General features: G+C 44.6%; 24 protein-coding genes. 7 read left to right on the forward strand and 17 right to left on the reverse strand.

What is annotated here, in order from left to right; all coding sequences use genetic code 11:
- From ABWT76_RS19255 to ABWT76_RS19265, 3 genes are all read right to left on the reverse strand, one after another.
- Positions 1-1,701 (reverse strand): methyltransferase domain-containing protein, encoded by a 1,701-nt coding sequence (locus ABWT76_RS19255; RefSeq protein ID WP_354634808.1) that lies wholly within the window; start codon positions 1,699-1,701, stop codon positions 1-3.
- A 152-nt stretch (positions 1,702-1,853) separates the two neighbouring features.
- A complete protein-coding gene (locus ABWT76_RS19260) occupies positions 1,854-3,557 on the reverse strand; it encodes a methyltransferase domain-containing protein (RefSeq protein ID WP_354634809.1) in 1,704 nt (567 codons plus the stop codon).
- 433 nt (positions 3,558-3,990) lie between these two features.
- Positions 3,991-4,953, reverse strand: a complete 963-nt coding sequence (locus ABWT76_RS19265; RefSeq protein WP_054467144.1) for a 3'(2'),5'-bisphosphate nucleotidase — start codon at positions 4,951-4,953, stop codon at positions 3,991-3,993.
- 228 nt (positions 4,954-5,181) lie between these two features.
- Between ABWT76_RS19265 and tsaB the strand changes: the two genes are divergently transcribed.
- Complete coding sequence (gene tsaB, locus ABWT76_RS19270; RefSeq protein ID WP_054467145.1) at positions 5,182-5,901, forward strand: tRNA (adenosine(37)-N6)-threonylcarbamoyltransferase complex dimerization subunit type 1 TsaB; 720 nt, start codon at positions 5,182-5,184, stop codon at positions 5,899-5,901.
- Positions 5,902-6,031: 130 nt separating this feature from the next.
- On the opposite strand, the gene psb29 is transcribed toward tsaB, so the two are convergent.
- From psb29 to hemF, 6 genes are all read right to left on the reverse strand, one after another.
- Entirely contained in the window at positions 6,032-6,808 is a 777-nt protein-coding gene (psb29, locus tag ABWT76_RS19275) for a photosystem II biogenesis protein Psp29 (RefSeq protein WP_255353209.1), read from the reverse strand.
- A 305-nt stretch (positions 6,809-7,113) separates the two neighbouring features.
- Positions 7,114-7,482, reverse strand: a complete 369-nt coding sequence (locus ABWT76_RS19280) for an STAS domain-containing protein (protein WP_054467146.1) — start codon at positions 7,480-7,482, stop codon at positions 7,114-7,116.
- A 66-nt stretch (positions 7,483-7,548) separates the two neighbouring features.
- On the reverse strand, positions 7,549-7,953 hold the full coding sequence (locus ABWT76_RS19285) for a zinc ribbon domain-containing protein (RefSeq protein WP_354634810.1): 405 nt from the start codon (positions 7,951-7,953) through the stop codon (positions 7,549-7,551).
- The gene (locus ABWT76_RS19290) at positions 7,907-8,713 is read right to left on the reverse strand and encodes a helix-turn-helix domain-containing protein (protein ID WP_354634811.1); all 807 of its coding nucleotides are present in this window, start codon (positions 8,711-8,713) and stop codon (positions 7,907-7,909) included. Before ABWT76_RS19290 ends, ABWT76_RS19285 begins: the two co-directional genes overlap by 47 nt.
- The gene (locus ABWT76_RS19295; RefSeq protein WP_054467147.1) at positions 8,616-9,215 is read right to left on the reverse strand and encodes an IS607 family transposase; all 600 of its coding nucleotides are present in this window, start codon (positions 9,213-9,215) and stop codon (positions 8,616-8,618) included. The genes ABWT76_RS19290 and ABWT76_RS19295 overlap by 98 nt, the downstream gene beginning before the upstream one ends.
- 50 nt (positions 9,216-9,265) lie before the next feature.
- Positions 9,266-10,318 (reverse strand): oxygen-dependent coproporphyrinogen oxidase, encoded by a 1,053-nt coding sequence (gene hemF, locus ABWT76_RS19300; RefSeq protein ID WP_054467148.1) that lies wholly within the window; start codon positions 10,316-10,318, stop codon positions 9,266-9,268.
- Positions 10,319-10,648: 330 nt separating this feature from the next.
- On the opposite strand from hemF, the gene ABWT76_RS19305 reads away from it, so the two are divergent.
- The 4 genes from ABWT76_RS19305 (at position 10,649) to ABWT76_RS19320 (ending at position 15,261) form a co-directional block, all read left to right on the forward strand.
- Entirely contained in the window at positions 10,649-11,719 is a 1,071-nt protein-coding gene (locus ABWT76_RS19305; protein WP_054467149.1) for an Mrp/NBP35 family ATP-binding protein, read from the forward strand.
- A 514-nt stretch (positions 11,720-12,233) separates the two neighbouring features.
- Positions 12,234-13,421 (forward strand): rod shape-determining protein RodA, encoded by a 1,188-nt coding sequence (gene rodA, locus ABWT76_RS19310; protein ID WP_231636831.1) that lies wholly within the window; start codon positions 12,234-12,236, stop codon positions 13,419-13,421.
- Positions 13,422-13,550: 129 nt separating this feature from the next.
- Positions 13,551-13,745, forward strand: coding sequence for an NAD(P)H dehydrogenase subunit NdhS (locus tag ABWT76_RS19315; protein ID WP_054467151.1), 195 nt, complete (start codon positions 13,551-13,553; stop codon positions 13,743-13,745).
- Between the two features lie 820 nt (positions 13,746-14,565).
- The gene (locus ABWT76_RS19320) at positions 14,566-15,261 is read left to right on the forward strand and encodes an HAS-barrel domain-containing protein (RefSeq protein ID WP_054467152.1); all 696 of its coding nucleotides are present in this window, start codon (positions 14,566-14,568) and stop codon (positions 15,259-15,261) included.
- Positions 15,262-15,265: 4 nt separating this feature from the next.
- On the opposite strand, the gene ABWT76_RS19325 is transcribed toward ABWT76_RS19320, so the two are convergent.
- Positions 15,266-15,709: a YbjN domain-containing protein gene (locus tag ABWT76_RS19325; protein ID WP_054467153.1), complete on the reverse strand. Its 444-nt coding sequence runs from the start codon at positions 15,707-15,709 to the stop codon at positions 15,266-15,268.
- A 340-nt stretch (positions 15,710-16,049) separates the two neighbouring features.
- Between ABWT76_RS19325 and ABWT76_RS19330 the strand changes: the two genes are divergently transcribed.
- Positions 16,050-16,790 carry a hypothetical protein gene (locus ABWT76_RS19330; protein WP_054467156.1) on the forward strand — a complete coding sequence of 247 codons (741 nt, stop codon included), beginning with the start codon at positions 16,050-16,052 and terminating at the stop codon, positions 16,788-16,790.
- A 28-nt stretch (positions 16,791-16,818) separates the two neighbouring features.
- Positions 16,819-17,802, forward strand: a complete 984-nt coding sequence (locus tag ABWT76_RS19335) for an aldo/keto reductase (protein WP_354634812.1) — start codon at positions 16,819-16,821, stop codon at positions 17,800-17,802.
- Positions 17,803-17,910: 108 nt separating this feature from the next.
- Here ABWT76_RS19335 and ABWT76_RS19340 read toward each other — a convergent pair whose 3' ends face one another.
- From ABWT76_RS19340 to ABWT76_RS19370, 7 genes are all read right to left on the reverse strand, one after another.
- Positions 17,911-18,825 carry an Rpn family recombination-promoting nuclease/putative transposase gene (locus ABWT76_RS19340; protein ID WP_054467161.1) on the reverse strand — a complete coding sequence of 305 codons (915 nt, stop codon included), beginning with the start codon at positions 18,823-18,825 and terminating at the stop codon, positions 17,911-17,913.
- A 145-nt stretch (positions 18,826-18,970) separates the two neighbouring features.
- Positions 18,971-20,392 (reverse strand): argininosuccinate lyase, encoded by a 1,422-nt coding sequence (gene argH / locus ABWT76_RS19345; protein ID WP_190877216.1) that lies wholly within the window; start codon positions 20,390-20,392, stop codon positions 18,971-18,973.
- 61 nt (positions 20,393-20,453) lie between these two features.
- Positions 20,454-20,705 (reverse strand): hypothetical protein, encoded by a 252-nt coding sequence (locus ABWT76_RS19350; protein ID WP_054467164.1) that lies wholly within the window; start codon positions 20,703-20,705, stop codon positions 20,454-20,456.
- Between the two features lie 187 nt (positions 20,706-20,892).
- Complete coding sequence (locus tag ABWT76_RS19355) at positions 20,893-22,386, reverse strand: GAF domain-containing SpoIIE family protein phosphatase (RefSeq protein WP_054467165.1); 1,494 nt, start codon at positions 22,384-22,386, stop codon at positions 20,893-20,895.
- 282 nt (positions 22,387-22,668) lie between these two features.
- Positions 22,669-24,435 carry a signal recognition particle-docking protein FtsY gene (ftsY, locus tag ABWT76_RS19360; RefSeq protein ID WP_054467167.1) on the reverse strand — a complete coding sequence of 589 codons (1,767 nt, stop codon included), beginning with the start codon at positions 24,433-24,435 and terminating at the stop codon, positions 22,669-22,671.
- A 231-nt stretch (positions 24,436-24,666) separates the two neighbouring features.
- Positions 24,667-25,281, reverse strand: a complete 615-nt coding sequence (gene nusB / locus ABWT76_RS19365; RefSeq protein ID WP_054467168.1) for a transcription antitermination factor NusB — start codon at positions 25,279-25,281, stop codon at positions 24,667-24,669.
- Positions 25,282-25,639: 358 nt separating this feature from the next.
- Complete coding sequence (locus ABWT76_RS19370; RefSeq protein WP_054467170.1) at positions 25,640-26,368, reverse strand: DUF502 domain-containing protein; 729 nt, start codon at positions 26,366-26,368, stop codon at positions 25,640-25,642.
- Positions 26,369-26,428: the final 60 nt, after the last annotated feature.

Genomic DNA, 26,428 nt, shown 5'->3' on the forward strand with positions numbered 1-26,428 from the left:
TTAATCAATAAACAACTCTGGAACCCTGACGCGCAATTCTTGGTTTAATTCCGGTAGGCGATCGCGCATTTCACAATACCAGTCGAACCGTTGGCGGTAATGCTGAGAAAGCAGGCGATTTTTAGCCACCCATTCATAAGCATTGCTGGCTAAATATTGTCGCATTTCAGGGTTTTTAATCAGTTTTTCTAGCTTCAGTTCAAACTCTTCAGGCGATCGAAAAATAAATCCGGTTTTTCCTTCAATAATACTGTTTTCATAGACCGTCGGACTAGCCAATACTGCCACCCCATGACCGGCACATTCAATAAACTTGAGGTCAGATTTCATGCTGTTAACCCGGTTAAAATTGAGGGGCAACAAAGCAATATCACAAGTATGAAGAATTTCTTGATATCGCTCATAAGCACAAAATGGCTCAAATTCTTTATTAGGAATTGCCAAAGCCTCAAAAAATTGTTGGTCATGGAGCACTTTGACTTTTACTTGTGGCGAATGCTGGGCTAATACCCGATTTAAGGCTGGCATTATAGGTTGCCAATCTGCTTCTCGGTTTAATGCCCCAAAAAAGATCGTTACAGTGTCTTTGGAGTAGGTGCGGGGTGCGGGCAAATAGGCAAGCTGATTTTGGAAGACCGCCACATGAGGATTATGTTGCCGCAAATAGTCCGCGAGGAGTTCGGTGGAAGTTTGGACACAGTGGCAACCTCGGTAACTGAGAAACCGATTTTGGGCATATTCCGGTCGTCGTAGGGGGTCATCATCAATTTCCGCCACGATTAAGTAACCCTTTTGCAAGAGATGTCTGAGTTTTGGCAGGTAGTCGGGATAACTCATAATGGTGCGCTGCCAAATAAATACTTTTTCTTCCCCAGCTAATGGGACATTTAAATCCGCTGATTTGACGCTGGAGATGGTGCGAACTCCGGGAATTGTGGCGCTGAGGCGATCGGGTTCTAAGACTCGGACGCGATCGCACGCAGTAGGAGCCATTAAAATAGTTTGAATCAGCAATCTTCTGGGTGCTTCTGGAGATTTGCTGGCTCGGACTATATATTGAGTAGCTTTAGTTTGGGTGGCAAACGTAGCCGCTGAAATGCCCAACCCTTGTAAAGCAGGTGCCATAATTTGTTGAAACTTCTCAAATTCGGCTGTGCTTTGGCCTTTAGTCTGAATTTCGTAGAGATATAATCCCGCTTGAGTGAATAGTTGCTTAATACTTTCTAAGGTGAAAAAGCGCAACGGTAAAGGCGATTTCCCGGCGATCGTTTGATTCTCTTCCGGTTCCCATTTTCCTCGCAGGAGTTTAACAATCCGATGCCAATGTTGGGTATTAGGAATATTCGCCAAAACTTGACCATCGGGTTTCAGCCAATTGACCGATTGCTGGAGGATATCCCAAGGATTAATCACTTGCGGAAAAATATCATTGAAAATAATACAGTCAACGGTGCCATCGGTGATTTCCGTGGTAGATAAATCCAGACTATCTAAATCAGTGGCGATCACCATATCAAATTTTTGCTCGGCGATTTTGGCTTGGTCAGCATTTTGGTCAATGCCAACATACAAGCAATTCGGATTAATCCGTTTATACTCTGCCCCAGTTTCCCCCGTACCACAGCCAAATTCCAGAATAATATTCGCATCTGCTGGAATCAGTTTCAGCAAATCCAGATTGACTTTTTGTGTTCGATCCATATTTTTAGAGTGATTTAATTCTCATATGTTAGATTTTATAACGATTCAACCCGATGGTCATTTGTCCTTTGTCATTTTTCAACGAAACCGCCAACAACAAAGGATCCTTTTCTCCCCTGCCGACGGCAGGCCCCTCCGCCCCTCCGCTTTTTCTAAACAAACAACTCTGGAAAGCGATCGCGCAATTGTTGATTTAATTCCGGCAGGCGATCGCGCATTTGGACATACCAATCGCGCCGTTGACGATAATGTTGGGAAAGTAAGCGATTATGAGACACCCACTCATAAGCATTTGCCGCCAAAGTTCGCCGCAATTGAATATTAACAATTAACTCTTCTAACTTCAGGGCAAAATCTTCAGGCGATCGATAAATTAACCCGGTTTTCCCTTCAACGATTGTTTTTTCATACACCGTCGGACTTGCCAACACTGTCACCCCATGTCCAGCACATTCAATAAACTTCAGATCCGATTTCATCTGATTAAAGCGAGTTGGATTTAAAGGTAACAAGGCAATATCACAAGTTCTTAAAATTTCTTGATATCGCTCATAAGGACAAATGGGTTCAAATTGTTTTTGCGTGGTCGGCAATGCATCAAAAAATTGCTCATCATAAATTACCTGGAAACGAAGCCGATCTTGATATTTTTGCACCAGGCGATTAATTGCTGGCATAATCAGTTGCCAATCCTCTTCTCGACGAAATGCCCCAAAAAATATCGTTACCGAATTATCTTCAGGGTAAATCCGTGGTTCGGGCAAATAGGGCAACTGATTAGGAAAAACTGCTACATTAGGATTAAATTGGCGCAAATATTCTCCCAATGTTTCCGTAGAAGTTTGGACACAGTGACAACCCCGGAAATTAAAAAACTGACCCTGGGCATATTCGGGACGCCATAAGGGATCGTCATCGGTTTCGGCGACAATTAAATAATCTCGTTCTAGTAAGGCTTTAATTTTAGGAATGTCGCCGGGATAACTCAGCATTGACCGCTGCCAAATAAACACTTTTTCTTCTTGAGGTAGGGCAATATTTAAATCAGCAGTTTTCACCGTTGCCACCGTTCTAACTCCGGGAATTGTCCGGGTTAAAGCATCGGGTTCAATTACTCTAATTCTATAAACTGGCCACGAACCCATCATATTAGTTTGAATCAGTAATCGCCGGGGCGGTTGGGAGGATTTTGTAGCGCGAATTATATATTGAAAAGCCCCGGTTTCTGTGGCAAATATTCCTGAATTAATCCCTAATGCTTGAACCACGGGCGACATAAGTTTTTGAAATCGATGATATTCTTCCGCTTTGCGTCCAATGGTTTGAATTTCATCGATTTGTAATCCCGCTTGCATAAATAGTTGTTTAATACTATCTAAGGTAAAAAAATGCAGGTGAGTGCGGTCTAAGATGCCTTCGTCTTGGTATTCCCATTGTCCCGCTAAAAGACGGGCCAGCGATCGCCAATGTTGAATATTAGGAATACAAGCGAGGATTTGACCATCATCTTTTAACCATTGACAATGGTGTTTCAGGGTCATCCAAGGGTCGATCGTATGTTCCAGAACATCCCCATAAACCAAACAATCAACAGTCCCCTGGGGAATGTTAATATCTGTTTCCAGATTTTCGGCATTGCTGACAATTACTCGGTCAATTCTGGTGGCGGCAATTTCCGCCGCTTGGAGATTAATTTCTATGCCAATATATTGACCATGAGGATTAACCCGCTTATATTCCTGACCTAATGCCCCAGCGCCACAACCCACTTCCACGATGACTTGGGCATCACCGGGTAGCAGTTTGAGTAAGGTGGGGTTGATGCGATCGTAGTAATCTAAATTAGCAGCATTCATTTGATAATTGTTGTTGGTTGTTGGTTGGTGGTTGTTGATTGTTGGTTGGTGGTTGTTGATTGTTGGTTGGTGGTTGTTGGTTGTTGGTTGTTGGTTGTTGGTTGTTGATTGTTGATTGTTGATTGTTGGGTAGGGATTCTTTTGTTGTTGGTTGTTTAAAAATATAACAAATAACCAATAACAATCAAAAAACAAAAAAATTGTGAATTATTTTCAGTGTTTTTTTTGGATGACAAGTGTTATTTTTATTGGGTATTTTTTGTGGGATATTTGTTAATTTTTGACCAAAAAATACGCCAGAACAAAAGAATCCCTACCCAACAACAAAAGAATCCCTACCCAACAACAAAAGAATCCCTACCCAAAAACCAACAACAAAAGAATCCCTACCCAACAACCAACAACAAACAACATTGTTAATTATTCTCGAGATTTAATTCTCAGCCAAAGCCGCAATTACTTGATCGTGAATCGTGCCATTACTCACTACGATCCCCCGGTTATTCATCATCTTGCTGCCTTCAGCAAAATTCAAAGGCTGACCATACATATCCGAGACTCGACCACCGGCTTCTTCCACCACGATCGCCCCTGCGGCATGATCCCAAATATTCTCCCGATAATCGGGATATTTTGGCGAAGGCAACCGCAAATATAACGCCGCTTTCCCGGAAGCCACAATGCCATATTTCGCCTGAGAATCCACTCGGAATGACTCCGTAGTAATCCCCACTGCTTGCGCGATCGCATTTTGCTTAGACTGGTCGCCGTGGGCAGCTTCCACACTTTCCACAAATCGGAAATTAGCCACATCATCTGCCATCACCACCTGCAACCGTTGGGGTTCACCTCCGGACAGGGGAACCATTGTCGCCCCCTCACCCCGGACTGCCACATAAAGCGCCCCGGTTTGTCCCCCATCCAAGGGCATCGCCGGACAAGCCAAAACCCCCACTTTCACCTCGCCATTTTCGACCAAAGCTAAAGCCACCGCATATTGATCCTGACGCAAAAATCCTTTTGTGCCATCAATCGGATCCAAAGTCCAATAGCGAGATGAAACTTGACCATTGCCATGATCGATCCAACGAGTCACATCTTCTGGGGTGGCATCCGGTGACAATGCCTGGACATAATGGGTTACTTTGGTTAAAGTTTCCGCCATTTCTGGTTTGCGTAATTCTTTGGCATCTTCTTCTCCCACCACCGGATCGTCGGGAAATGCTGCCGCCAAAGCTTGACAAATAATCGCCTGGGCGCCAAAATCCGCCACGGTCACGGGGCTTTTATCTTTTTTTTCGATCGCCTGGGGAATATCCGCCCGGACTTGTTCGCAGAGTTTTGCCGCTGCGGTTGCGGCGGCGATCGCTACTTCTTTTTCTTTTGCGTAAGTCATAATAGATAATTAGGTTGGATTGGAAGAGTTAAAAAATTTTCTCTTTATTTAAAGTGCATCCGCACCGATCAAGAGAATTCTCGTTCAAATAAGCCCTCATTACCTTAGCAAATCCACATAATTGAGGAAAGAGGATGCTGATGAAAGAGGCAGGAGGAAAAATCTCTTTTCTCTCTTCTCTCTTCTCTCTCCTCTGTTTGTATAACTTTGGTCGCCACTGCATTCCCCATGAAATATTCTCTCGCCATCAATACAACGACTGCCGAACTAGGCTTATGTCTCAGCGATTTTCGGGAAGATTTTCGCTGTCAAACTTGGAACTTAGGACAGGAACTATCCACCTTAATGCATCAATGTCTGGCTGAGTTTATCCAGCCGCAACCCTGGCAAGATTTCCAGTGGCTTGCCGTCGCCAAAGGGCCGGGAGGTTTTACCGGGACTCGGATTGGTGTAGTGACAGCCAGAACTCTGGCCCAGCAATTAGAAATACCTTTATTTGCGATTTCCACATTAGCGGCGGTGGCTTGGTCTGCGGTGCATCCCACCTTGCATCCCATCCCCACCAGCGCCGCAGAATTGCCTCAGTTATCGGTGACAGAGGAGAAAAACATGGGGAGGGAGAAAAGCGATCTGGCGATCGCGAAGCGGCGCGGATGCGCCATAGCCGTACAAATGCCCGCCCAACGGGGTGAATTATTTGTGGCCATTTATAGGGTAAATTCTCAGGGCATAGAGGCACTTTTAGACGATACGGTGATGACCCCGGAAGCATGGCAAGAAACCTTGAGTCAATGGCATCACCTGGATCAAAAGATTTCCCTTCCGCCCGGTTCTGGTGCCTCCGTTGCCACCATCCTGCAACTTGCGGATTTGGAGTGGCAACAGGGCAAACGACCTCACTGGTCAGATGCCCTGCCATTTTACGGTCAACATCCGGTTGCTTTGTAAAGCTTCCAGAGAAAAATAAAAATGCTGTATCAGCTTTTCGCCAGTTGCGATACTTTTCGGAAAGGAAAATAGCCCGCGATTAATCCGCGATTAATTAATATTAATTAAATATTAATTAAATATTAATTAATTAATTGGCACTCGATTCATCGGTGCTATTGGCAGAATTAGTCGCTGCGGCTTTTTCTTTTTCCCGCTGTTCTCGTTTTTTCTTGTCCGCTGCCAGGATATCCTGCATTACTTGCCTTGCTTGGGTCATTTTTTCCAAGTTGCTGGAATATAATTCCAAGTCTTTGGTGATTTTGTCTGCGGGCAACTTCAGGGCGGCAGCGATTTTTTCCAAGGCGGGAGTGCGCTGCTTTTCGTCTTTGAGCATTTCGGGATTGACTATTTCCACAATGCTGAATAGACCAATAGCAAATATACGACTGTATTTAAATTTAGGATTAGCCGCGATCGCATCGAGAACCCCTTGGAATTCCCCGGACTCTGGCAGATTAATTTCTTTACTCAGCCATGCCAATAAATTCTCCGAGGAGAGACTTTTGGCAAATTCTTGTAATTTTTGAGCATCTTGGCGATATTTCTCAGGATCTTGTTCTACGGCTTGACAAATGGCATCAAAAATAGAAGTCCGATCCGCTTCGGGACGATAGCCTTGCATAAAACGGTCATAAGAAGTCACGACCCCCAGGGCATAAATGGGGTCATAGCGAAAATCTACATTGACCGAGAGTAAGTGCATCTCCACCATCAACTCTTCTACAAATCTTCTGTAGATAGAGTTGAGCGGACGAGAGTGCATCGTGTAAAAGGCGCGTTTGGTATCTGATACTGTGCGGACGTTATTATTCACACTGGTGGCTATGAAAAGGGACGCGATCCCATTGTCCACTGTTCGAGTCACTTTGCCAAGAAAATCAATGGGGATCGCTCTCGAAATCAGGGATAACAATAGTCAGCGAGTCCAGGGAAATCAAGATCGTGAAGCGTAGCTATCGCTTTGGGATCGCGAATCGCCCGATAATACAGACATAAAAAACATCGGCCTAGGCGATCGCCCGCTAAAAACTTCAAATCGTTGGCGATCGTGGCCAGATTTTCCCCGCAGACAACTTTTCCGCTTCCGTCTTTTTGCCGGATTTGAGCGAACGCTAAAAAGAATCTGAGATTTTAGACTATTTAAGAAAATCCAAAATCCCAAATTCCTTATCAGCCACCGACAATACTTGAGCCAGCGTCCAGCGCTTCTTCTTCTGTTTCAAAGATTTCAAACACGGAATCCATCATAGTCACCTCAAAAACCAACTTGGCTTCGGGATGAACATTACAAATTCGGAAGCTACCTTTCACTTTGTCAGCATCTCGCATTCCTGCCACCAAAGACGTGAGACCAGAACTATCAATAAAGTTAACCTGACCTAAATTCACGACAATATGGCGACTGAGTTTAGAAATACACTCCTGCAACTTGAGACGAAATTGCCAAGCGGTGGTAATGTCCAGCCGTCCAGTTGGGGCTAAAACAATTATCTTAGTCCCATCTGGGATAGTGTGTTCTTTTTGCTCGATGTGGATCACAGAGCCTCCCTAATACGCTAATTGCCTACCTGCCTTCAGCAGTTTAGCTTAACCGATACCTTTTTGCTAACTTTCATTAACAAATGCAAGATGCTCACGCATCCAGGGCGTATCTACCAAAGCCCGCAAGAATATCCCGCGAGCGCCATTTACGTCTCGATCCATCACCTTTCCATCAAGATCCGACTTAATGGTTTTCGCCCCGCCAATTGCTCGAATCTCACCAGTCCAGCTAACCGTTTTGCTGGTGTACCCTTCACAGACATCCACCACCAGAGACCCGCGCTCTGTTGCTTTATGTTTCAGGAATTGCTCGAAACGGTAATGCCCAAATGAAAGCATATTCCGCACAGTCTTTGAGCGGATTTTTCTTGTGGCCTTGCGGCTCATATTTGAAGTCTCAAACGTTGGCAGGAGAATTACATCAAAGTTGTCTACCAGAAATCTGGCGGCAATGCGGATGCAATTCATCTACCAGGTTGCGAATCCTCGCCCTGATCCTGTCAGCGGCTTTTTTCATCCGCCGCCGTTGCGGGGCGCTTACACAGCTAAATCGAGAAATCAGATCGTCGAGGTGATGACATAGACGTTGAATCCTGGAGAAATCTGACTCTCCTATCTTCCCGACTTTCTGTTCAGAAAAGAAGGTTAGGAATGTTCTAACTCCAGGGTCTAAGGCTACCACCCGCCCTTGGTTGTCGGGCTGATGGGTGGTAGGCCCGGATGAGGGGACGCACAGATAATACTGCCCGCGGACACGAACTAACCGACAGTCCCCAAAGTTTTCCGGCAACTCTTCTGCATAGTCAAGTTGACCCAAAATTGTGTGGTATATGCCCCGAGGCTTAACGGCAGATTTTGGGATATAGCATGACTGGTAAGGGTTCTTTCTGGATCTCAAAGAGACCTGCTGACAGCAAAGAGTCTTTTTGTACTTCGCTTTAGCATTGCTGACCGCCTTGCAAGCGTCCTTAACCGCTATCGATTTAATTTGGTAAGGCACGGAAGAGCAAAACTCTGGCAATGATTTCAATATGTCGCCTTTAATGGCTTTCCAGTTAGCCTTGGTGTCAGGCTGCTGGAGGTACTTTACGGTGGTATTAAAGACGAGTCTTGATACCCCAAACCATTGCCTAATCAGATTTCTTTGAGTCGCATTTGGATAGATCCGGATCTTGCTTGATTTTCTGACCGTATTTCCTGAGTCCGTGCATTCTGCAACTGAAGACATGAATGATGGACAGAAGATCGGCGGTAAGTTCTGAGTCGGGGCTGTGAACAGTGTTGTCGAGAACCACGATTTTTCCACCGTTTTGCTCGACCATCCACTCAATAAGCTCGAATCCGAATCTTGCCAGTCTGTCACGGTAGGCAACAACAAGCGTGAACTGGTCTCGGCGCATAAGTCGTTCCAGTAAGGTTTTAAGTCCTTTCCGCTTGAAGTTGAGTCCCGATCCGATATCTTTGATGATTTCGGCTTTTGGGAACAGGGAGACCATGTAAGCAACTTGTTTATCCAGGTCGTCTCTCTGCTTAGTGCTGCTAACTCGGCAATAGCAAATCTGATAGTCGGTCTTAGGCTTTGACTCGTAAATAAAGCTGTCAACGTCAAATAGACGTTGATTTGCCGCATTTCTGATTGAGTAAATCCGACCTTGATCTGCATATTTCCGGAGTGTGTTGGGGTGCAAGCCCGTCCGTTTTACCGCTACGCGGAGAGGAACTAAGCTCATACCCTATATTAGCATATATAAGCAAATGTTAGGTAATCATGCACTGTTAATTAACCTTTAGAGGTAGTATCACTCTGACTCCATTCGGCCCAATTTTGTGGCTTTAAGAAAAATTCGGTTAATTCGGCTTCTGGGGTATTGGGTTCTGGTTCATAGCAATATTCCCAACGTACCAAGGGAGGCAGAGACATCAAAATCGACTCCGTGCGGCCATTAGTCTGGAGGCCAAAAATTGTCCCGCGATCGTACACCAGGTTAAATTCTACATAACGACCCCGACGATAGAGTTGGAAATTCCGTTCGCGATCGCCATAAGCCATGCCACGGCGCCGTTGCACAATCGGCACATAAGCAGGTAAAAAAGCTTTGGCACAATCTTGGACAAAAGCAAACAACTCTTCCCAGCCGCGAGGTTCAGGAGCGCCAATTTTTTTACTATACTCAGCAGCAGCCTTCGTCGGATGTGGCCCACGATACAATTCCCCTTGACCATCTTGGTAATCAAAGAAAATCCCGCCCACCCCACGCATTTCTTGACGATGGTTCAAATAAAAATACTCATCGCACCAATGCTTAAACACCTGATAATACTCTGGGTGGTGAGCATCACAAGCTTGTTTCAAAGTTTTATGTAAATGCGCCGCATCTTCAGCAAAAGGATAATAGGGGGTTAAATCCAAACCGCCCCCAAACCACCAAACCGGGCCTGCTTCAAAATAACGATAGTTGAGGTGTACCGTCGGCACATAAGGGTTGCGGGGGTGTAACACCATCGAAGTCCCGGTAGCATAAAAACCGTGACCTTCGGCTTCTGGACGTTGTTTTAAAATCGAGGGAGGCAACTGGTGTCCCCAGACTTCGGAAAAGTTCACGCCACCTTGTTCAAACACATCCCCATCACGCATCACTCTAGAGCGACCACCGCCACCTTCTGGGCGGTCCCAAGCATCTTGTTTAAATACGCCAACGCCATCGACTTCGGTTAAGCCTTGACAAATATCATCTTGGATCGATCGCATAAACTGGCTGACCCGTTCGCGGGAGTTTTCCGGGGGCAAAAACTTATTTTGAACTGTCTCAGTCTGGGGAGAAACCATGATCATCCTAACAAAACCTCCTGTACCCTCTATCTGTTTTACAACTGCGCCCATGCTCTGACACAACATGGCCTGGATGACAAAGCTATTTTATGGGCTAGGTGCCCTGAATTGAGAACGTGGTTAAGAATTCTTAAAATTTTATCTTTACATTGCTATATATTTATATTTGGATTCACAAATCTACATAATACGCAAAGAAAAGATACATTGGTAGGTAGGTAAAAATTCATACAATCCTGAGCAGGGGTAGCCAAAATCTAGCCAGAAAGTTTTTTTAGACCCCTGCTTATCTAAAATTACCCAACAATTAAACTGCCCAGGGTGGAGAACCTTATGTCCGTACAACTGAGTGAAAAATCTGTGTTAGAAGTCTTGCAACCTGTTCAAGACCCCGAACTGCAAAAAAGTTTGGTGGACTTAAACATGATTCGCAATGTCAAAATCATCGACGGTCAAGTCAGCTTTACCTTAGTCTTGACCACCCCAGCTTGTCCATTACGCGAATTTATCGTTGAAGACTGCCAAAAAGCGGTTCGTACCTTACCAGGGGTTAAAGATGTCACCGTAGAAGTCACCGCCGAGACCCCCCAACAGAAATCCTTGCCAGACCGTCAAGGCATTGATGGGGTGAAAAATATTATCGCCATCTCCAGTGGCAAAGGTGGCGTCGGCAAAAGCACCGTCGCCGTCAACGTCGCCGTATCCCTCGCCGCAGCGGGGGCGAAAGTCGGATTACTGGACGCGGATATTTACGGCCCCAACGCCCCGACCATGTTAGGGTTAAGCGAAGCTCAAGTCATGGTACGCCAAGGGACCCAAGGAGAAGTGCTCGAACCCGCCTTTAATCATGGGGTGAAATTGGTTTCAATGGCCTTTTTGATCGACAAAGATCAGCCCGTGATTTGGCGCGGCCCCATGTTAAATGGGGTAATTCGCCAGTTTCTCTATCAAGTGCAGTGGGGCGACCTGGACTATTTAATTGTGGATTTACCCCCAGGAACAGGAGATGCTCAATTAACGATGGTGCAGGCTGTCCCAATGGCCGGGGCAGTCATTGTCAGTACCCCACAAACCGTGGCCTTGTTAGATGCGCGGAAAGGCTTAAAAATGTTCCAGCAGCTTAATGTACCCGTGCTGGGCATTGTGGAAAATATGAGTTATTTTATTCCCCCAGATTTACCGGATAAGCAATATGACATTTTTGGGTCTGGCGGTGGCGCAAAAACTTCCCAGGAATTAGGGGTGTCTTTACTGGGTTGTGTGCCCTTAGAAATCGGCTTACGAGAAGGAGGCGATACCGGATTGCCCATTGTCGTCGGTTCTCCAGAGTCCGCTTCGGCTAAGGCACTGCGTGAAATTGCCCAAAAAATTGCGGCGAAAGTTTCCGTGGCCGCCCTGACCTAAGCTGTAATGTAATGACTAAACAGGTAGGGGCAGGTTTTAAACCTGCCCCTACAGATGTTTTATATCAACCATAAATTCAGATCGCGAAACAGATCGCCTATAGGGGCAATTCATCAATTGCCCCAACTCCCCTGGTTTAAAAATATGGCTTAAAAATAGGGGGTTGGGCGCTGTGTTGCAGAAATGGCCATTTATTTATCGCAATTTCTGGCCAGAAATTGCCAGAAATTGATATCACTTCTGGTTTTTTTATGATTATTGCGTAAGCATTTAAGCACAAATCCGATTGGGTGAACAAAACATAATCTGGATTGCCTTGTTGAAATTATTAACTAAAATCTAACTAAAATCTTAAGTGATATATTTTAGGTTTAAGTTCTTTGGGTAGGGATTCTTTTTCCCCTAGGGCGAAAATATGTTGCACAATTCTCTTGGAAAAAGTTGGCTCGGCAAGCCAAAGCGTCGGCTTAACTTCAGATTTCTCAAATCCTTACAAGATATAGACTGGTTTTTGATGATTCTGTCAATTGTACTGACTCTGGTTGGTACAGTGGCCATCCACAGTACGGAACTGGATACGCCAGATTATCAAACCTCGTTTCAGCACACTTTAGTTGGTGCCATTGGTCTAGGTTTGGCGTTGATGATTGCCCGATCAAATTACCAGAATCTCCTGAATTGGAAGTGGGTGATCTATGGCATCACGAATATTTCTTTGCTGCTGGTGATGTTTATCGGCACTACGGCATTGGGGGCGCAACGCTGGATTACCATTGGCGGATTTAATATTCAGCCCTCGGAATTTGCTAAGTTAGGGATGATTATTACCCTAGCGGCTCTCCTGGAACAAAAGACGGCTGAAAATATCCCAGCAATTGTCAAAAGTCTTTCGATTACCGCCTTTCCTTGGTTGTTGGTATTTATCCAGCCGGATTTGGGAACTTCCTTGGTTTTTGGTGCGATTATCTTGGCCATGCTCTATTGGGGAAACGCTAAACTCGGTTGGGTGGTGCTGATGGTTTCGCCTTTGGTGTCGGCTATTTTGTTTGGGGTCTATTTTCCCGGATGGTTGGTTTGGGTGAACCTGATGGGGGTTGTGGCTTGGTTTACTTTGCCTTGGCGTTGGATTAGCAGTTTGCTGGCTACGGCGATCAATGTGATTTGCAGTGAACTGGGAGTAATATTGTGGGGTTTGCTGAAGGACTATCAGCGCGATCGCTTGATTTTATTTTTGGCTCCAGAAAAAGATCCCCTCGGCGGTGGCTATCACTTGATTCAATCTCGGATTGCCATTGGTTCGGGACAACTCTGGGGCCGCGGATTGTATCAGGGGACTCAAACCCAAGGGTCTTTTATTCCCGAACAACATACGGATTTTATCTTTTCGGCGATCGGCGAAGAGTTTGGTTTTGTGGGCGCGGTCTGTTTGATTGTTCTGTTTTGGCTGTTTTGCCTGCGTTTGGTGATCGTAGCCAGTACAGCCCCAGATAATTTTGGATCTTTGATCTGTATTGGCACTCTGGCCATGATTGTGTTCCAATTGGTGGTGAACTTGGGCATGACCATTGGTTTGGCCCCGGTGACTGGGATTCCTTTGCCTTGGATCAGTTATGGGCGTTCGGCTTTGTTGACTAATTTTATGGCGATCGGGATTGTGCAGTCAGTGGCGCGGCAACGTCCCAAGAAGCGATCGCGATATTAGAGTCGTAACACTTGATATTAGAAATCCGGTTGCTGGGTCTGTCCCTGTTAATATCCAACAATTTTTCAGGGCAGGGCTTTCGCCCTAGCTGTAAACTAGGTAAATGTCCATCATTCCTTTGAAGAAATTATGATTCTGCCCGGATCTGCGGTTCGTATTAAAAATATCAATGACACTTACTATGGTTTTCAAGGACAAGTTCAACGAATTACCGATGGTAAGGTGGCAGTGCTGTTTGAAGGTGGCAACTGGGATAAGTTAGTCACTTTTCGCTTGTCTGAGTTGGAACTGGTAGACGCAACTACCACGAGTAAAGGAAAGTAAATTAATTGTTGACTGTTGATTGTTGATTGTTATTTGTTATTTGTTATTTGATTAACAACCAACAAACAACAATCAACAACCAACAAATAGGGAACAGGGAACAGGGAACAGGCAACAGTGGTGAATAGTGAATAGGGAATAGGCAACAGTGGTGAATAGGGAATAGGGAACAGGGAACAGGGAACAGGGAACAGGGAACAGGGAACAGGGAACAGGCAACAGGGAACAGGGAACAGGCAACAGGGAACAGGGAACAGGCAACAGGGAACAGGGAACAGGGAACAGGGAACAGGCAACAGGGAACAGGGAACAGGGAACAGGCAACAGGGAACAGGGAACAGGGAACAGGGAATAGGGAATAGGGAATAAAAAATAGTAAATAATGAATAGTGAATAGTGAATAATGAATAGTAAATAATAAATAGTAAATAATGAATAGTAAATAATGAATAGTAAATAATGAATAGTAAATAATGAATAGTAAATAATGAATAGTAAATAATGAATAGTAAATAATGAATAGTAAATAATGAATAGTAAATAATGAATAGTAAATAATGAACAGGGAATAGGGAACAGGCAACAGTGGTGAATAGTGAATAGTGAATAGTGAATAGTGATACTTCTTTTAACTTTTCACTTTTAACTTTTCACTTGTAGGGGCGAATGGCCATTCGCCCCTACGACTTTTCACTTTTAACTTTTCACTTGTACGGGCGAATGCGCTCGTCGCCCCTACGACTTTCCCCGTTCCCTGATAACTGTTCCCCGTTCCCCAACCAACAACCAAAGAATCCCTACCCAACAACCAACAAATAATATGCGCCTCCCTCTGCCTCAATTCGCCACGGAAGATCGCCACCCAAATCATATTGCGGAAGTAATTGAAACTTCCACGACAGAATTTTTGGCTCAATGTTTGGAACCGGATGATTTAAATTTTCCGGCGATGCCCCCGTTTGGCAGTTGGGTGAGGGCCGTTGATGAGGAGTCCGGCAATCAAGTTTATGCGGTGGTTTATTATGCCACCACGAGTCCGATCGATTCAATTCATCGGGCTCGGGCTTTGGGGTTGTCTTTGCAAGGGTTACGGGAGCAACAACCCCAGATTTTTGCTATGCTGAAAACGGAGTTTCGCGCCGTGATTGTGGGGTTTGCATCCCCAGGGGCAAGCGGGAATGGGTCTAAACCAGCAGGCGATTCCGCAGAGCGGATCGCGAATGCGAATCGCATCTATCAGTATATTCCTCCCCGTCCGCCACAAATCCATCAAGCAGTTTACCAATGCGAACCCCAGGAAGTGATTCACTTTACGGAAGAGTTGGACTTTTTGCGGATTTTGCTTCAGTTAATGGGAGTTCCCGTGGATGCCCTGGTTGCCGCTGTGATTCGGGAAGTTTACCAGCTACGACAGCGCGATCGCCAGTGGTTAGTTAAAGCCGGTCGTAATCTAAGTATGCTGCTTAAAGATGATTACGATCGGCTTCGATTGATTTTACGTCAGCTTCAGCCTTAATCATTTACTGAATTCGATCTAGTGCGCGTTCACCGCCCCACTTTTGCACAATAATATCATCGTAGTCATCAGCGACTTGGAGCACGGCATTGACGGAAGATTCTAGTTCTTTTTGATCGCAGGTAGAACCCACAATACTATGTTCAAAGAGAATATCTCCGTGTTCGTCTACCCCAAACGCCCCAAACAGCATTTGGCTATTTTCTTTGAGCAAAAAAAGCATCAGATCGGGGGTGAGTTCTGCCCCGGTTACGACATAAGAACGGGTATTAATAATGGCATCATCCTCTCCCCAGGGAAACACCAGCACTTCCACTAAGGCTGACCCCATAAATAGTCCTAATCCCGGAACATCTGGACGAGCACAGGGAAACTTGCCGAATAATTCCCGCATCCATACAGCGACTTTGTTATAACAAGATTCTTGCATTGAGTTTTGAAATTCCATATAAATTCTCCTTGCGGTGGGATTGACTTGATAGATGCTTTTTATCATTATCGGGGGATAGGGGCTATTGAAAGGATTTTGTAGCATTTCTCAATAAATCAAGTAAATATGTTGTTATATGGCATCTGTTATTTAGTATTATTTATTTTTAAATTAAGCGTGTATTCTTGAATATTTGATTAACGCAGTTTTATCCCATTTATCTCATTAGACAATTCTTGCTTTCATACTGGATCTACCCCTAACCCCCCTTTCCAAGGGAGGATTTTTATAATTTTGCCAGAATTTTCTATTGATTCCGATTAATATAGATTGATTCACCCATTCAGTCAATAAATCTATGACACAATCAAACCAACCAAAGCCAACTGCAACGGCTAACCGTTCTCTTGCAATCGCACTCTGGATCTTTTCTGCCATCTATATTTATCTTTTATTGTTGTCTCCCAGTCAACAATTATTGCCCGGTGAACCGATTTGGGACATTCAGCCAGAAACCTTCACAGAAATTGTCAATGAATCCATTAACTTTTTCTTTATTCTGCCTTTTTTAAATGCCTTGGGGATTCATTATATGGAAGCCCCAGTGGTGCATCCGTCTTTGGAAGCCTTATTTAATTTTGCGGAAGCTTGGATATTTATGTTTTTGCCGCTTTTGCTGGCAGATCCTCGCGGTCAAGTCATGCCAAAAATTATTATTTGGAGTCTGGCTATGTTTCTAACTAATACTTTTTTAGCCCCGTATATGGCAGCATTGACCATGAGTAAACCCACCCCAGAAACCCCGATGAAAAAAGGGTTATTAGCGCGAATATTTGGCTGGACGGGTCTAATAATTGGGATGATTTCTCTGATTTGGACTGGTTTCGGTCGGCCAGAGTTTGGCGATTTGACGGCACGCTGCCAATTTTTTATTCACTCTTTAATGATCGATCGCCTCACCATTGCCTTTTGTATAGATATAATTCTTTTTGGCATATTTCAAGCCATGCTTATTGGCAATATTGAACCTCCTGGGAGTGGGAAACGTTGGCTCAGATTTTTGCCATTTTGGGGATTAGCGATTTGGCTGATTATTTAAACAAATAACCGTGGAAACATCTATAAAAATGACATCAACTAACCAAAAAATATCGTTACCCAAAATGGGTTGTGGAACTTGGGCATGGGGCAATCGCCTGCTCTGGAATTATGAGCCAAGTATGGATGGAGAATTGCAGGAAGTTTTTAACTTTTGTGTTAAAAACGGCGTCACTTTATTTGATACGGGAGATTCTTATGGCACTGGAAAATTAAAAGGCCAAAGTGAGAAACTCTTGGGAAAATTTGCTCAGGAATATGCCGGTGATAATCAGGATAATATTTGTTTGGCCACCAAATTAGCCCCGTATCCTTGGCGATTAACCCGAAAATCAATGGTTGCGGCGGGTAATGCTTCGGCAAATCGCTTGGGGACTGGGGTTGATTTAGTGCAGATGCACTGGTCTACGGCCAACTATTTACCCTGGCAAGAATGGCCTTTGTTAGATGGATTGATGGATTTATATGAACAGGGGAAAGTCAAAGGTGTGGGACTCTCTAATTATGGCCCAAAACGCTTGAAACAGGTTTATCAAAAATTTCGCGATCGCGGCATTGCCATTACCAGTTTACAAGTGCAATATTCCCTGTTATCGACTTATCCCGTCACCGAGTTAGGACTGAAAGAAGTTTGCGACGAGTTGGGCATTCAATTGATTGCTTATAGTCCTTTAGCTTTGGGTTTGTTAACGGGCAAATTTTCGGAAACTGGCCTATTTCCCAAAGGTCTACGGGGTTTAGTCTGTAAGCAGTTATTGCCGGGAATGCGTCCGTTGTTAAGTTGCTTAGAGGCGATCGCTAAATCCCGATATAAAACCATGTCCCAAGTTGCTTTAAATTGGTGCATTTGTAAAGGGACTATCCCCATTCCAGGGGCAAAAAACCTCAGACAAGCCCAAGAAAATATTGGGGCATTAGGGTGGCAATTAGACTATGGAGAAATAGCCGAATTAGATAAAGCTGCTGCCCAGGTAGAGAAACCAATGGTACAGAATATCTTTCAAAGTAAGTAATTGATTGGTGATTGGTGATTATTTATTGGTTGGTGGTTGTTGGTGCGTGGGATTTTCATAGCAACGAATAACTAATAACCAATCACCAATAAATAATCACCAATCAATTTACTGCTGAAGAAGTTGTTGTAACTGTTGTACTTTCTCCACGGATAAGCCGGTATATCCCACTACTTGTTCCACGGTCATGCCACTGGTTAACAAGTTACGGGCGACTTGTTCGAGTCCTTGTTCGAGTCCTTGTTCGAGTCCTTGTTCGAGTCCTTGTTCGAGTCCTTGTTCGAGTCCTTGTTCGAGTCCTTGTTCGAGTCCTCGTTCCAGTCCTCGTTTAAGTCCTTGTTCAAGTCCTTGCTTTATGCCTTCTTTGAGTCCTTCTACTAAGCCTTCTTGTTTACCTTCGAGTTTAATTTCTTGATAAATGACTGATTCGCGCATAATTTCTTGCCTCAAGACTCGTTGAATCAAATCTTTCTCTAATACTAGACCAGCCAGAATCGAACTGGCCGCAGCTATATTTGACTGTTGTCGCCCCTCGCCGATCGCCTCGATTTTGGCGCTGACTTCTCGCAACACATCCGCTTTATTTTCCCCAGCGGTTAACACCGCAAAAGGCAATAATCCCGGAGACTGTAAAAATAACTCCGTGGGTTGTTCCCACAGACGAATCACCTCAAATTGGTGCTGAGTTTTTTCCAAGGTAAAACTATTTTGATAAACCAATGGGGAAGCGCTTTCCCGCAGATAAATCACCACTTGTTGCATGGTTTTCCCTGGATAGCGGCGATATACCCGCAAGCGATAGTCGGCCATGCGAAAAGGAATATCTGATTCCGGTTTCGTTTGAAATTCCGCATGGAGCACTAAGGAGGTAGACTGCCGCAAGATTAAGGAATCAGTCCGAATCGGTTCGAGAGAAAGTTCTTTCGGACTGAGTTCTGCCAGGGGAACTGGTTCGCCAAGCAACCAAGTGGCGATTTCGGTGGGAAACTCTTCCGCCAGAAATTTGCAAACGTTGTCGTACATTAGATAGGTTGCTCCTTGATTACTTCTTATTTTATCATTACTTCTTTGATGTACATCTAAAAAAATATGGAATGAGGTGATTATTAGATAATTAACAATCAACTCATTCCAGAGATTTTAATTCCAATTCAAGAGAAAATTATCCCTAAAAATCTGAGTTATTTGGTTCATAACTTTGGGCTAATTTGAGGCGATCGCAGGCGGCAATTAAAGCTTGGCGCACTTGCTCAAATCCCGTGCCCCCGTAGCTATTCCGGGCGGCTACGACTTGGCGAGGAGTAATGGCATGATAGATATCTTCTTCAAAGGCTGGGTGAATACTTTGCCATTCAGTAATGGTTAAATCCTTGAGTAATTTTCCCGCAGCCAAAGAAGTTTTCACCACTTTACCCACTAAGTTATAAGCTTCTCGGAAGGGGACACCTTTGCTGGCTAAATAATCCGCTACATCGGTGGCATTGGAAAAATCTTCTTCTACCGCAGCGGCCAGTCTTTCCGTTTTAAATTCAATGCCTTCTTGCAACAAAATTGTCATTGCTTCCAGGCAACCTTTGACCGTATTCACGCTATCAAATAGCGCTTCTTTGTCATCTTGCAAGTCTTTATTGTAGGCTAAAGGTAGCCCTTTCATTAATACTAATAAGGCTTGTAAATGCCCAAATACTCGCCCAGTTTTCCCGCGCACTAATTCGGGAACATCAGGATTTTTCTTTTGGGGCATAATACTGGAACCCGTGGCACAACTATCTTTGAGGGTGACAAAGCCAAATTCTTGGGAAGACCAGAGAATAATTTCCTCGGATAATCGGCTGAGGTGTACCATAATTAAGCTGGCAGCGGCCAAAAATTCTATGGCAAAATCGCGATCGCTCACCCCATCTAAACTATTAGCATAAGGGGCAGAAAATCCCAATTGTTCAGCGGTATAATGGCGGTCAATGGGGAAAGTTGTGCCCGCCAAAGCCCCAGAACCGAGGGGGGAAATATTCACTCTTTTGTAAACATCTCCCAACCGTTCCCAGTCCCGGGCGGCCATTTCAAAATAAGCCAATAAGTGATGGGCTAAACTTAAAGGTTGTGCCCGTTGTAAGTGGGTATAACCGGGAATTAGAGTTTCTACATTTGGTTCCGCTAACTTTAGTAAAACGCTTTGAAATTCTAAGAGTTGATGACGAATTTGGGTAATTTGATCGCGCAAATATAGCCTAGTATCCGTGCCTACTTGGTCATTGCGCGATCGCGCCGTATGCAGCTTTTTACCCACATCGCCAGTAATTTCAGTTAGGCGTTTTTCTACCGCAAAATGTACATCTTCGGCGTCAACACCGGGAGTAAATTTACCTTCTCGATATTCGCGACGAACCTGTTCTAAACCTGCTATGAGTTTTTCCCCTTCTTCGGGGGAAATAATGCCAGTTTTTACCAGCATCTTGGCATGAGCCTGGGAGCCTGTGATATCATATTCAATTAATTGGATATCAAAACCAATACTGGCATTAAAACGGGCGATCGCTGGATGTAATGCGGATTCAAATCGCTGACTCCAAGTGTTCTTTTTTTCAGTCATTTTCAATACAAGATTCCTTTCTGATTGACGAATTTTCCTGCTTGGTAAAGCCTTTATCGGATTATCTGCCGATGATGCCTCTAAAGACAAAACCGAGAACCAGCCCCACCAATAATGCCCAAACTTGGCCGGTTGAGACAAAGTGCTTCCAGTTAGTGGCAATTTGACCCATAATATCTGGGTCATTGACCTGTTGAGCAATAATCATTTGGGGCTGGGATTGTTGTAAAAAACTATGCCTCAGTTCCTGCGGCAATTCTGTATGATTTGAGGCAACGGGGGTTAATTCCATTTTCGGGATTACTTGAGTCATTGTTTCCTCCCCTTTGCTGAAAAAATTTAGGATTTCTGAGTTCAATGGAAAAACCGGCGATCGCCTGAAGATCGCCTGGGTTCATTGGTCAGGATTAATCGGTCAAAACCTAACCGCGAACGGTCTTGAGTCAACCAGGGATTTTTTCTCGGTGGCAAGAGGCTAATTTTCGCACTGCCGATAGTTTTCAGTTCGCCTCCTGAACCTGCATCACAATTAAAGTCATATCATCACTATTATAATGACTTGCCCCAATAAATTTTTGCACCTTATCAAAAAGATAATCGAGAGTTGCTTGGGGAGTGGGACAATGCAAACAAGCCCAGCGAAATGCTTCGATCAGGTTTTCTTCATCAAAGCGATCGCCATGAGCATTCGCTGCATCCGTAAAGCCATCGGTATAATAAATGACGCGATCGCCGGGATGTAACTGAATCCGATCCTCTTGATATTGGCTATCCACATCTAAGCCAATCAACATCCCCAAAGTATCTAAACGCTGAATTGTTTGGGTAGAAGCCTGCCACAACAACGGGGGATTATGGGCAGCATTACTATAAGATAAAAATCGCGTTTGGGGATCGTACTCGGAATAAAACAGGGTGACAAAGCGATTAGAATTTTCCAAATCGGTGTACATCACCCGATTCAAATGCTGCAAAATTTTCGCGGGGGAATGACCATTGTGTACTTCAGCCCGCAACATTCCTCTGGTCATGGTCATAATCAAACCAGCGGGAACCCCTTTGCCCATCACATCGCCAATCACCACACTCCAGACTCCCCCTGGGTTGCCACCATGTTGCTTCGGGCTGATTTGGTCGTGACTGCTGGGGATAAAATCGTAATAATCCCCGCCAACGCGGTTAGCGGTTTTACAACGGGCGGCCAGTTCTAATCCTTGAATTTTCGGACAATGACGCGGGAATAATTGGCGTTGAATTTCCGAGCCAATTTCTAACTCCCGATCTAAGCGTTCTTTTTTCCGCAATTCTGCGGTTAGTTCGTCATTTTCAATGGCCACGGCGGTTTGATCCGCCACCAGTCGCATTAATTTTTGTTTGGTGGGAGTCCAAGCATATTCTGGATCGTTACTAAAGACATAAAGTCGCCCCCGTTCAGAATTTTTCAACAGAATGGGAATGGCAAACAGTTGAACTTGTGGTTCAAAGTAACTTTTGATTTGATAATCAAATTTAGCCAGGAGCGATGAGTTGCCTGATGTTAAGGGGAAGTTTTGGGTCATTTTATGGGCGATCGCCTCAATTGCTGCCCGAATATCTGGGCAAGCATGACCATCGAGGCAATGTTCTCGGAGCAATTTAATTTGGCCATTGGGCTTAAATAAAACGAGCGCGGCTCCATCACTATCGGTGACTCGACTAGCCACCAAAGGAATCAATTCTAAAAACTGATTCAGATTGTTAAAACTGCGTAGGGCAAAACTCAAAGACCCCAATAAATCTTGAATTTTATTTTGTTCTCGATGCCAACAGGCTAACAATTCTTTTAAAGCCAAAACGGGACTGACACCAGGGGTGGTATCAGCTTCAATTATTACCGGCGGTATAATTGCGGCGCTATTTTCATTAATTAGCGTCGAGATTTCTTCGCGATCGCTGCTATTACTAGGACGATCTTCGGGTTCATAAGGCGGTCGAGGAAGAGGCGCAGCAGTCATTAATTCACATTTGAGTCAGTTGATGTACAATCCCTTGATTTTTGTTAGGATAAATATCCCTGAAATCTATCTAAAACCGGGCTTTCCTTGTCAAAAAATTAGTCAGATTATCAATATTTCTGGAAATCGGAGATTTTTTTATCTTCAACTGGTTGAGTATAGCCGGGAGTTTTGCCTCCCGGCAATGGGATTTGATACCGAGCATATCAGAGAATATTGTGTAATCTTCATCTCGGTCAAATCTTGGCTGGTTTATTTCTGAAAATCAATCGCGATCGCGCCCTAGCCATTGAGCATCGCTTCCACGAACTCATAACTAGCAAATGGTCGCAGATCGTCAATTCCTTCACCGGCACCGATAAAGCGGATCGGCAGACCCATTTGCTGGGATACCGCCAGAGCTATGCCACCTTTAGCAGTTCCGTCCAGTTTTGTCAAGATAACTCCAGACAAATTAATCGCTTCCGAGAAGACTTCCGCTTGACGCAAGCCATTTTGTCCCAGGGTAGCATCCAGGACAATCAACGCCTCGACGATGGTGTCCGGGGCTTTTTTGTCAATAATTCGCCGAATTTTGCTCAGTTCCTCCATGAGATTTTTCTTATTTTGCAGCCGTCCGGCGGTATCTACGAGCAGCAATTCCGTACCACGGGATTGCGCCGCTGCGATCGCATCAAAGACCACCGCTGCCGGATCCGTATTCTTACCGGGGTTGGCAATCACTTCCACACCGCTGCGCTCACCCCACACCTTCACCTGTTCCACCGCTGCGGCCCGGAAAGTATCCGCTGCGGCAATTAAGGTTTTATAACCAGATTTTTGGGCTAGGTGAGCTAATTTGCCAATGGTGGTAGTTTTGCCTGCCCCATTCACCCCAGCAATTAACCAAATATTCAGCCGGTCTTTTTCTGGAAACAGCATCCGGTTTTCCCGATTTTGGTTCGGTGCATCCAGAATATCTCGGAGAATTTGTTTCAAATAGGCGATCGCCTCTTTCGGGGGTAAAGCTTCTTCTCGCAGCTTATTTTGCAGCGCCTGAATAATATAATCAGTCGCCTCAATGCCCACATCCGCTTGCAACAGGGCGGCCTCAATTTCCGTCACCGCTTCCCGGTTCAATGGGCCTGCACCTACAATCGACTTCAGTTGATTAATTAAGCCTAAACGAGTCTTATCTAACCCCTGTCTCAGCTTTTGCAGCCAGTTAATTTCCTCAATGGAAACTTCATCCGGGCGCCGTCCCTGACGGGCCAAGACTTCCGCTGACCATAAAAATTCCTCATCAAATTCCATCCCTGGAACTGCTGGGGTCTTAACCGCTGGCTTGGTGTAGTCTTCCTCAACCGGCGTTTCCATCGCCGTTTCCGCCAACTGTTTCAAGCGTTCTTGGCGTTCCGCTTCTGCCTTAGCCCAGTTCAATATGGGTTGGGGAGCCTCCGGCGCCGTTTCCGTTTCCGCTGCCGTTTCCGCTCCTGTTTCCCCTGCTTCGGTTGTTGCCGCTGTTTCCGTTCCTTCGGGTTCTAATGTTGCCGGAACTTCAGTGACAGTTGCTTCAGTGGCTTTAGTTGCTTCACTGACTGGGGCTGTGATTTCTGCGGTTTCGGCGGTTTCTGCTGGTGGCGGAACTTCCGGGACAGTTATTGGAGCCGCGATCGGGGATGCGGTGGCTTCGGGTTCAACAGTTTCGATTGTTTCTATTTCGATTGTTTCTGATGTTGATGAAACTTCCGCCTCTGGGGTCGCTTCCGGTTCAACCAGATCGATCGCTGATGCCGCAGACTCTACCACGGGGGATTCATCCGGTGGTTCCTGGGGAAGAGTACCGCTTTCTTTTGTTGATTCAGAAACCGTTGCCTGGGTGGGTTGTTGTTGCTTTTGAAGATTTTGATAAGCCGCTTTCGCCCACTTCAGGTACTCATCCTCAGAATCTTCTGATGAATCAGTCGTTGGTTCCGGGGCAGAATCTGCGGGATCCGGGGCTTCTTGTTTTGGTTTTTCTTCAGGCTGTTTTTTGTCATCAAACTGACGGCGAAACCAATTAAATACCATTTCAATTATCCTAATAGGCTATTAAGAATTTGAGACATCAATTATGAGGCTTATATGAGGCTTATTTTGTTTGATTCATTCCTATAATTTCCCTGCGTTATATCAACCCATTCAATAAAAATTAAATAAACCATTCCTGGTCTTTTTGGTTAGGGATATTACAGACCCAAAAAATTTTCTCCTATTCCCCCAAATATATCTCACCGAATTGCCGGACTTTTTTCTCGTACTTTAGCTTTTTATCTCATTACTAACGCGCCGCAACACGCCATTAATAAATCTATGAGAATCCTCATCGCTATAGCGCTTGGCAATTTCAATTGCTTCATTAATAGCTACTTTTTCAGGAGTACCAAGATAAGCCATTTCTGCTAAGGCCATTCTTAAAATATCTTGATCGATGCGGGGGAGCCGACTTAATTGCCAATCAACCATTGATTGATTAAGTTTTTCATCAATCTCTCCTTGATGCTCATTGACTTTGCTGAGAATCTCTAAAGCGTAATTTCTGACTTCCTTTTGATTAGAAAGTTGGACTAACTCAGGAATTTCTATGGCAAAACTTAAGCGATTAATCGCTGTTTGAGTATGTTCGATCGCCTGATAAACCATTGCCCGGGAACTTTTCAGAGTGGTGGCCTCTATTTCACTATTAATTAGGCGATCGCTGCCTCGTTTAATTTCTGAGGCTGCCGTTTCCAAAATCTCGTGGGCTTCGGTTGCCAAAGTTCTCACTGCTGCCACTAAAATATCTTGCAGTTGTGCCATGGCCAATTTTTTTTGGTTGTTGGGGATCTGACTGAGACTGAGCAAAGCTAGTTCACGGGCGATTCGGCGAGGTTGCATGGTTTCAGTAATGTATAAATAAAATAAATGAAAAGGGATCTAAGTCAATAAATTGACAGATTGGCAGGGGGAACAATCCGATATCTTAACGACCCTGCCAAACCAAAAGCATATCCTATAAAATCTGTAATGAATTGACAGGTTTGTCAAGTCATCATCAAAAGATCCTTGACAATTTAGAACGAATCAGAATTGAGGCCAGATTCGGCCAGATTTGGCCAGATTCGGCGAGATTCGGCCAGATTCGGCCAAATGAGAACAGATTAGACAAAAGGACGACAGAAATTAGGCAGCCAATGGATAGAACCTGAAATATCAAATATTTAAGGCCAGAAGATTGGCTGAATTGACAAAAAAGTTAAGTATATTCCTCTTCTGTTTGAATTTGAGAAATATTAGAGGTGGGCATCAAAGATTCCAATTTAATTTTTTTAGCCGATTCTGCGATCGCTAAGTTGGGTGTACTCGGAGAAACAATCCCCCCGGAAATGATCAGTTTAAATGCTTCTTCCACAGAGATAGGTATGGGCAGCACTTCTTCTTCTTTCACAATGGCATACCAACCACTGGTCGGATTGGGGGTCGTCGGGATAAACACATTGAGCATTGGGCCGGAAAACTGGGCTTGAAAATCTGGACTCATCGTTCCGGTGACAAATCCGAGTGCCCAGACGCCTTTCCGGGGATACTCCACCAAAACCACACGGCGAAACTTATCCTTGGAATCCTGAAGTAAAGTTTCCAGTAATTGTTTAAGGGTTTTGTACACGGAACCGGCAAAAGGAATGGCCTGAAGAATCCCTTCTCCTAGGTCAAGCAGCCATCGACCGACAATATTCCGCGCCATTAAACCAATGAGCAAGATGCCGAACAAAGGAACTGTTAGTCCGACAAAAACATTGAGAAGATTGACTAAGATTGGATCCAAACCATCAAAAGGATTTAATCTTTTGGGAATTCGGGTCAGCATATCAATGACCCAAGTGGCCATATTGAAACTTAGCCAAATGGTGGTCGCCAAAGGAATTACGACCAACAAACCGGCGATCAAGTCATTTTTAAAGTCTTGTTTGAGGCGTTGCAACACAGCTAGACCCTACTCCTTCTACTACAATAAGTCGATTAGGCTGATTGTCATTTGTGTTAA

It is taken from the genome of Planktothricoides raciborskii GIHE-MW2 (assembly GCF_040564635.1).
Taxonomy (GTDB): Bacteria; Cyanobacteriota; Cyanobacteriia; order Cyanobacteriales; family Laspinemataceae; genus Planktothricoides; species Planktothricoides raciborskii.

Bases quoted from the DNA above. Each gene is read 5' to 3' on its own strand.
- ABWT76_RS19255 (WP_354634808.1), bottom strand. From the start codon at position 1,701: ATGGATCGAACACAAAAAGTCAATCTGGATTTGCTGAAACTGATTCCA.
- ABWT76_RS19260 (WP_354634809.1), bottom strand. From the start codon at position 3,557: ATGAATGCTGCTAATTTAGATTACTACGATCGCATCAACCCCACCTTA.
- ABWT76_RS19265 (WP_054467144.1), bottom strand. From the start codon at position 4,953: ATGACTTACGCAAAAGAAAAAGAAGTAGCGATCGCCGCCGCAACCGCA.
- tsaB (WP_054467145.1), top strand. From the start codon at position 5,182: ATGAAATATTCTCTCGCCATCAATACAACGACTGCCGAACTAGGCTTA.
- ABWT76_RS19285 (WP_354634810.1), bottom strand. From the start codon at position 7,953: ATGAATTGCATCCGCATTGCCGCCAGATTTCTGGTAGACAACTTTGAT.
- ABWT76_RS19290 (WP_354634811.1), bottom strand. From the start codon at position 8,713: ATGTCTTCAGTTGCAGAATGCACGGACTCAGGAAATACGGTCAGAAAA.
- ABWT76_RS19295 (WP_054467147.1), bottom strand. From the start codon at position 9,215: ATGAGCTTAGTTCCTCTCCGCGTAGCGGTAAAACGGACGGGCTTGCAC.
- hemF (WP_054467148.1), bottom strand. From the start codon at position 10,318: ATGATCATGGTTTCTCCCCAGACTGAGACAGTTCAAAATAAGTTTTTG.
- ABWT76_RS19305 (WP_054467149.1), top strand. From the start codon at position 10,649: ATGTCCGTACAACTGAGTGAAAAATCTGTGTTAGAAGTCTTGCAACCT.
- rodA (WP_231636831.1), top strand. From the start codon at position 12,234: ATGATTCTGTCAATTGTACTGACTCTGGTTGGTACAGTGGCCATCCAC.
- ABWT76_RS19315 (WP_054467151.1), top strand. From the start codon at position 13,551: ATGATTCTGCCCGGATCTGCGGTTCGTATTAAAAATATCAATGACACT.
- ABWT76_RS19320 (WP_054467152.1), top strand. From the start codon at position 14,566: ATGCGCCTCCCTCTGCCTCAATTCGCCACGGAAGATCGCCACCCAAAT.
- ABWT76_RS19325 (WP_054467153.1), bottom strand. From the start codon at position 15,709: ATGGAATTTCAAAACTCAATGCAAGAATCTTGTTATAACAAAGTCGCT.
- ABWT76_RS19330 (WP_054467156.1), top strand. From the start codon at position 16,050: ATGACACAATCAAACCAACCAAAGCCAACTGCAACGGCTAACCGTTCT.
- ABWT76_RS19335 (WP_354634812.1), top strand. From the start codon at position 16,819: ATGACATCAACTAACCAAAAAATATCGTTACCCAAAATGGGTTGTGGA.
- ABWT76_RS19340 (WP_054467161.1), bottom strand. From the start codon at position 18,825: ATGTACGACAACGTTTGCAAATTTCTGGCGGAAGAGTTTCCCACCGAA.
- argH (WP_190877216.1), bottom strand. From the start codon at position 20,392: ATGACTGAAAAAAAGAACACTTGGAGTCAGCGATTTGAATCCGCATTA.
- ABWT76_RS19350 (WP_054467164.1), bottom strand. From the start codon at position 20,705: ATGACTCAAGTAATCCCGAAAATGGAATTAACCCCCGTTGCCTCAAAT.
- ABWT76_RS19355 (WP_054467165.1), bottom strand. From the start codon at position 22,386: ATGACTGCTGCGCCTCTTCCTCGACCGCCTTATGAACCCGAAGATCGT.
- ftsY (WP_054467167.1), bottom strand. From the start codon at position 24,435: ATGGTATTTAATTGGTTTCGCCGTCAGTTTGATGACAAAAAACAGCCT.
- nusB (WP_054467168.1), bottom strand. From the start codon at position 25,281: ATGCAACCTCGCCGAATCGCCCGTGAACTAGCTTTGCTCAGTCTCAGT.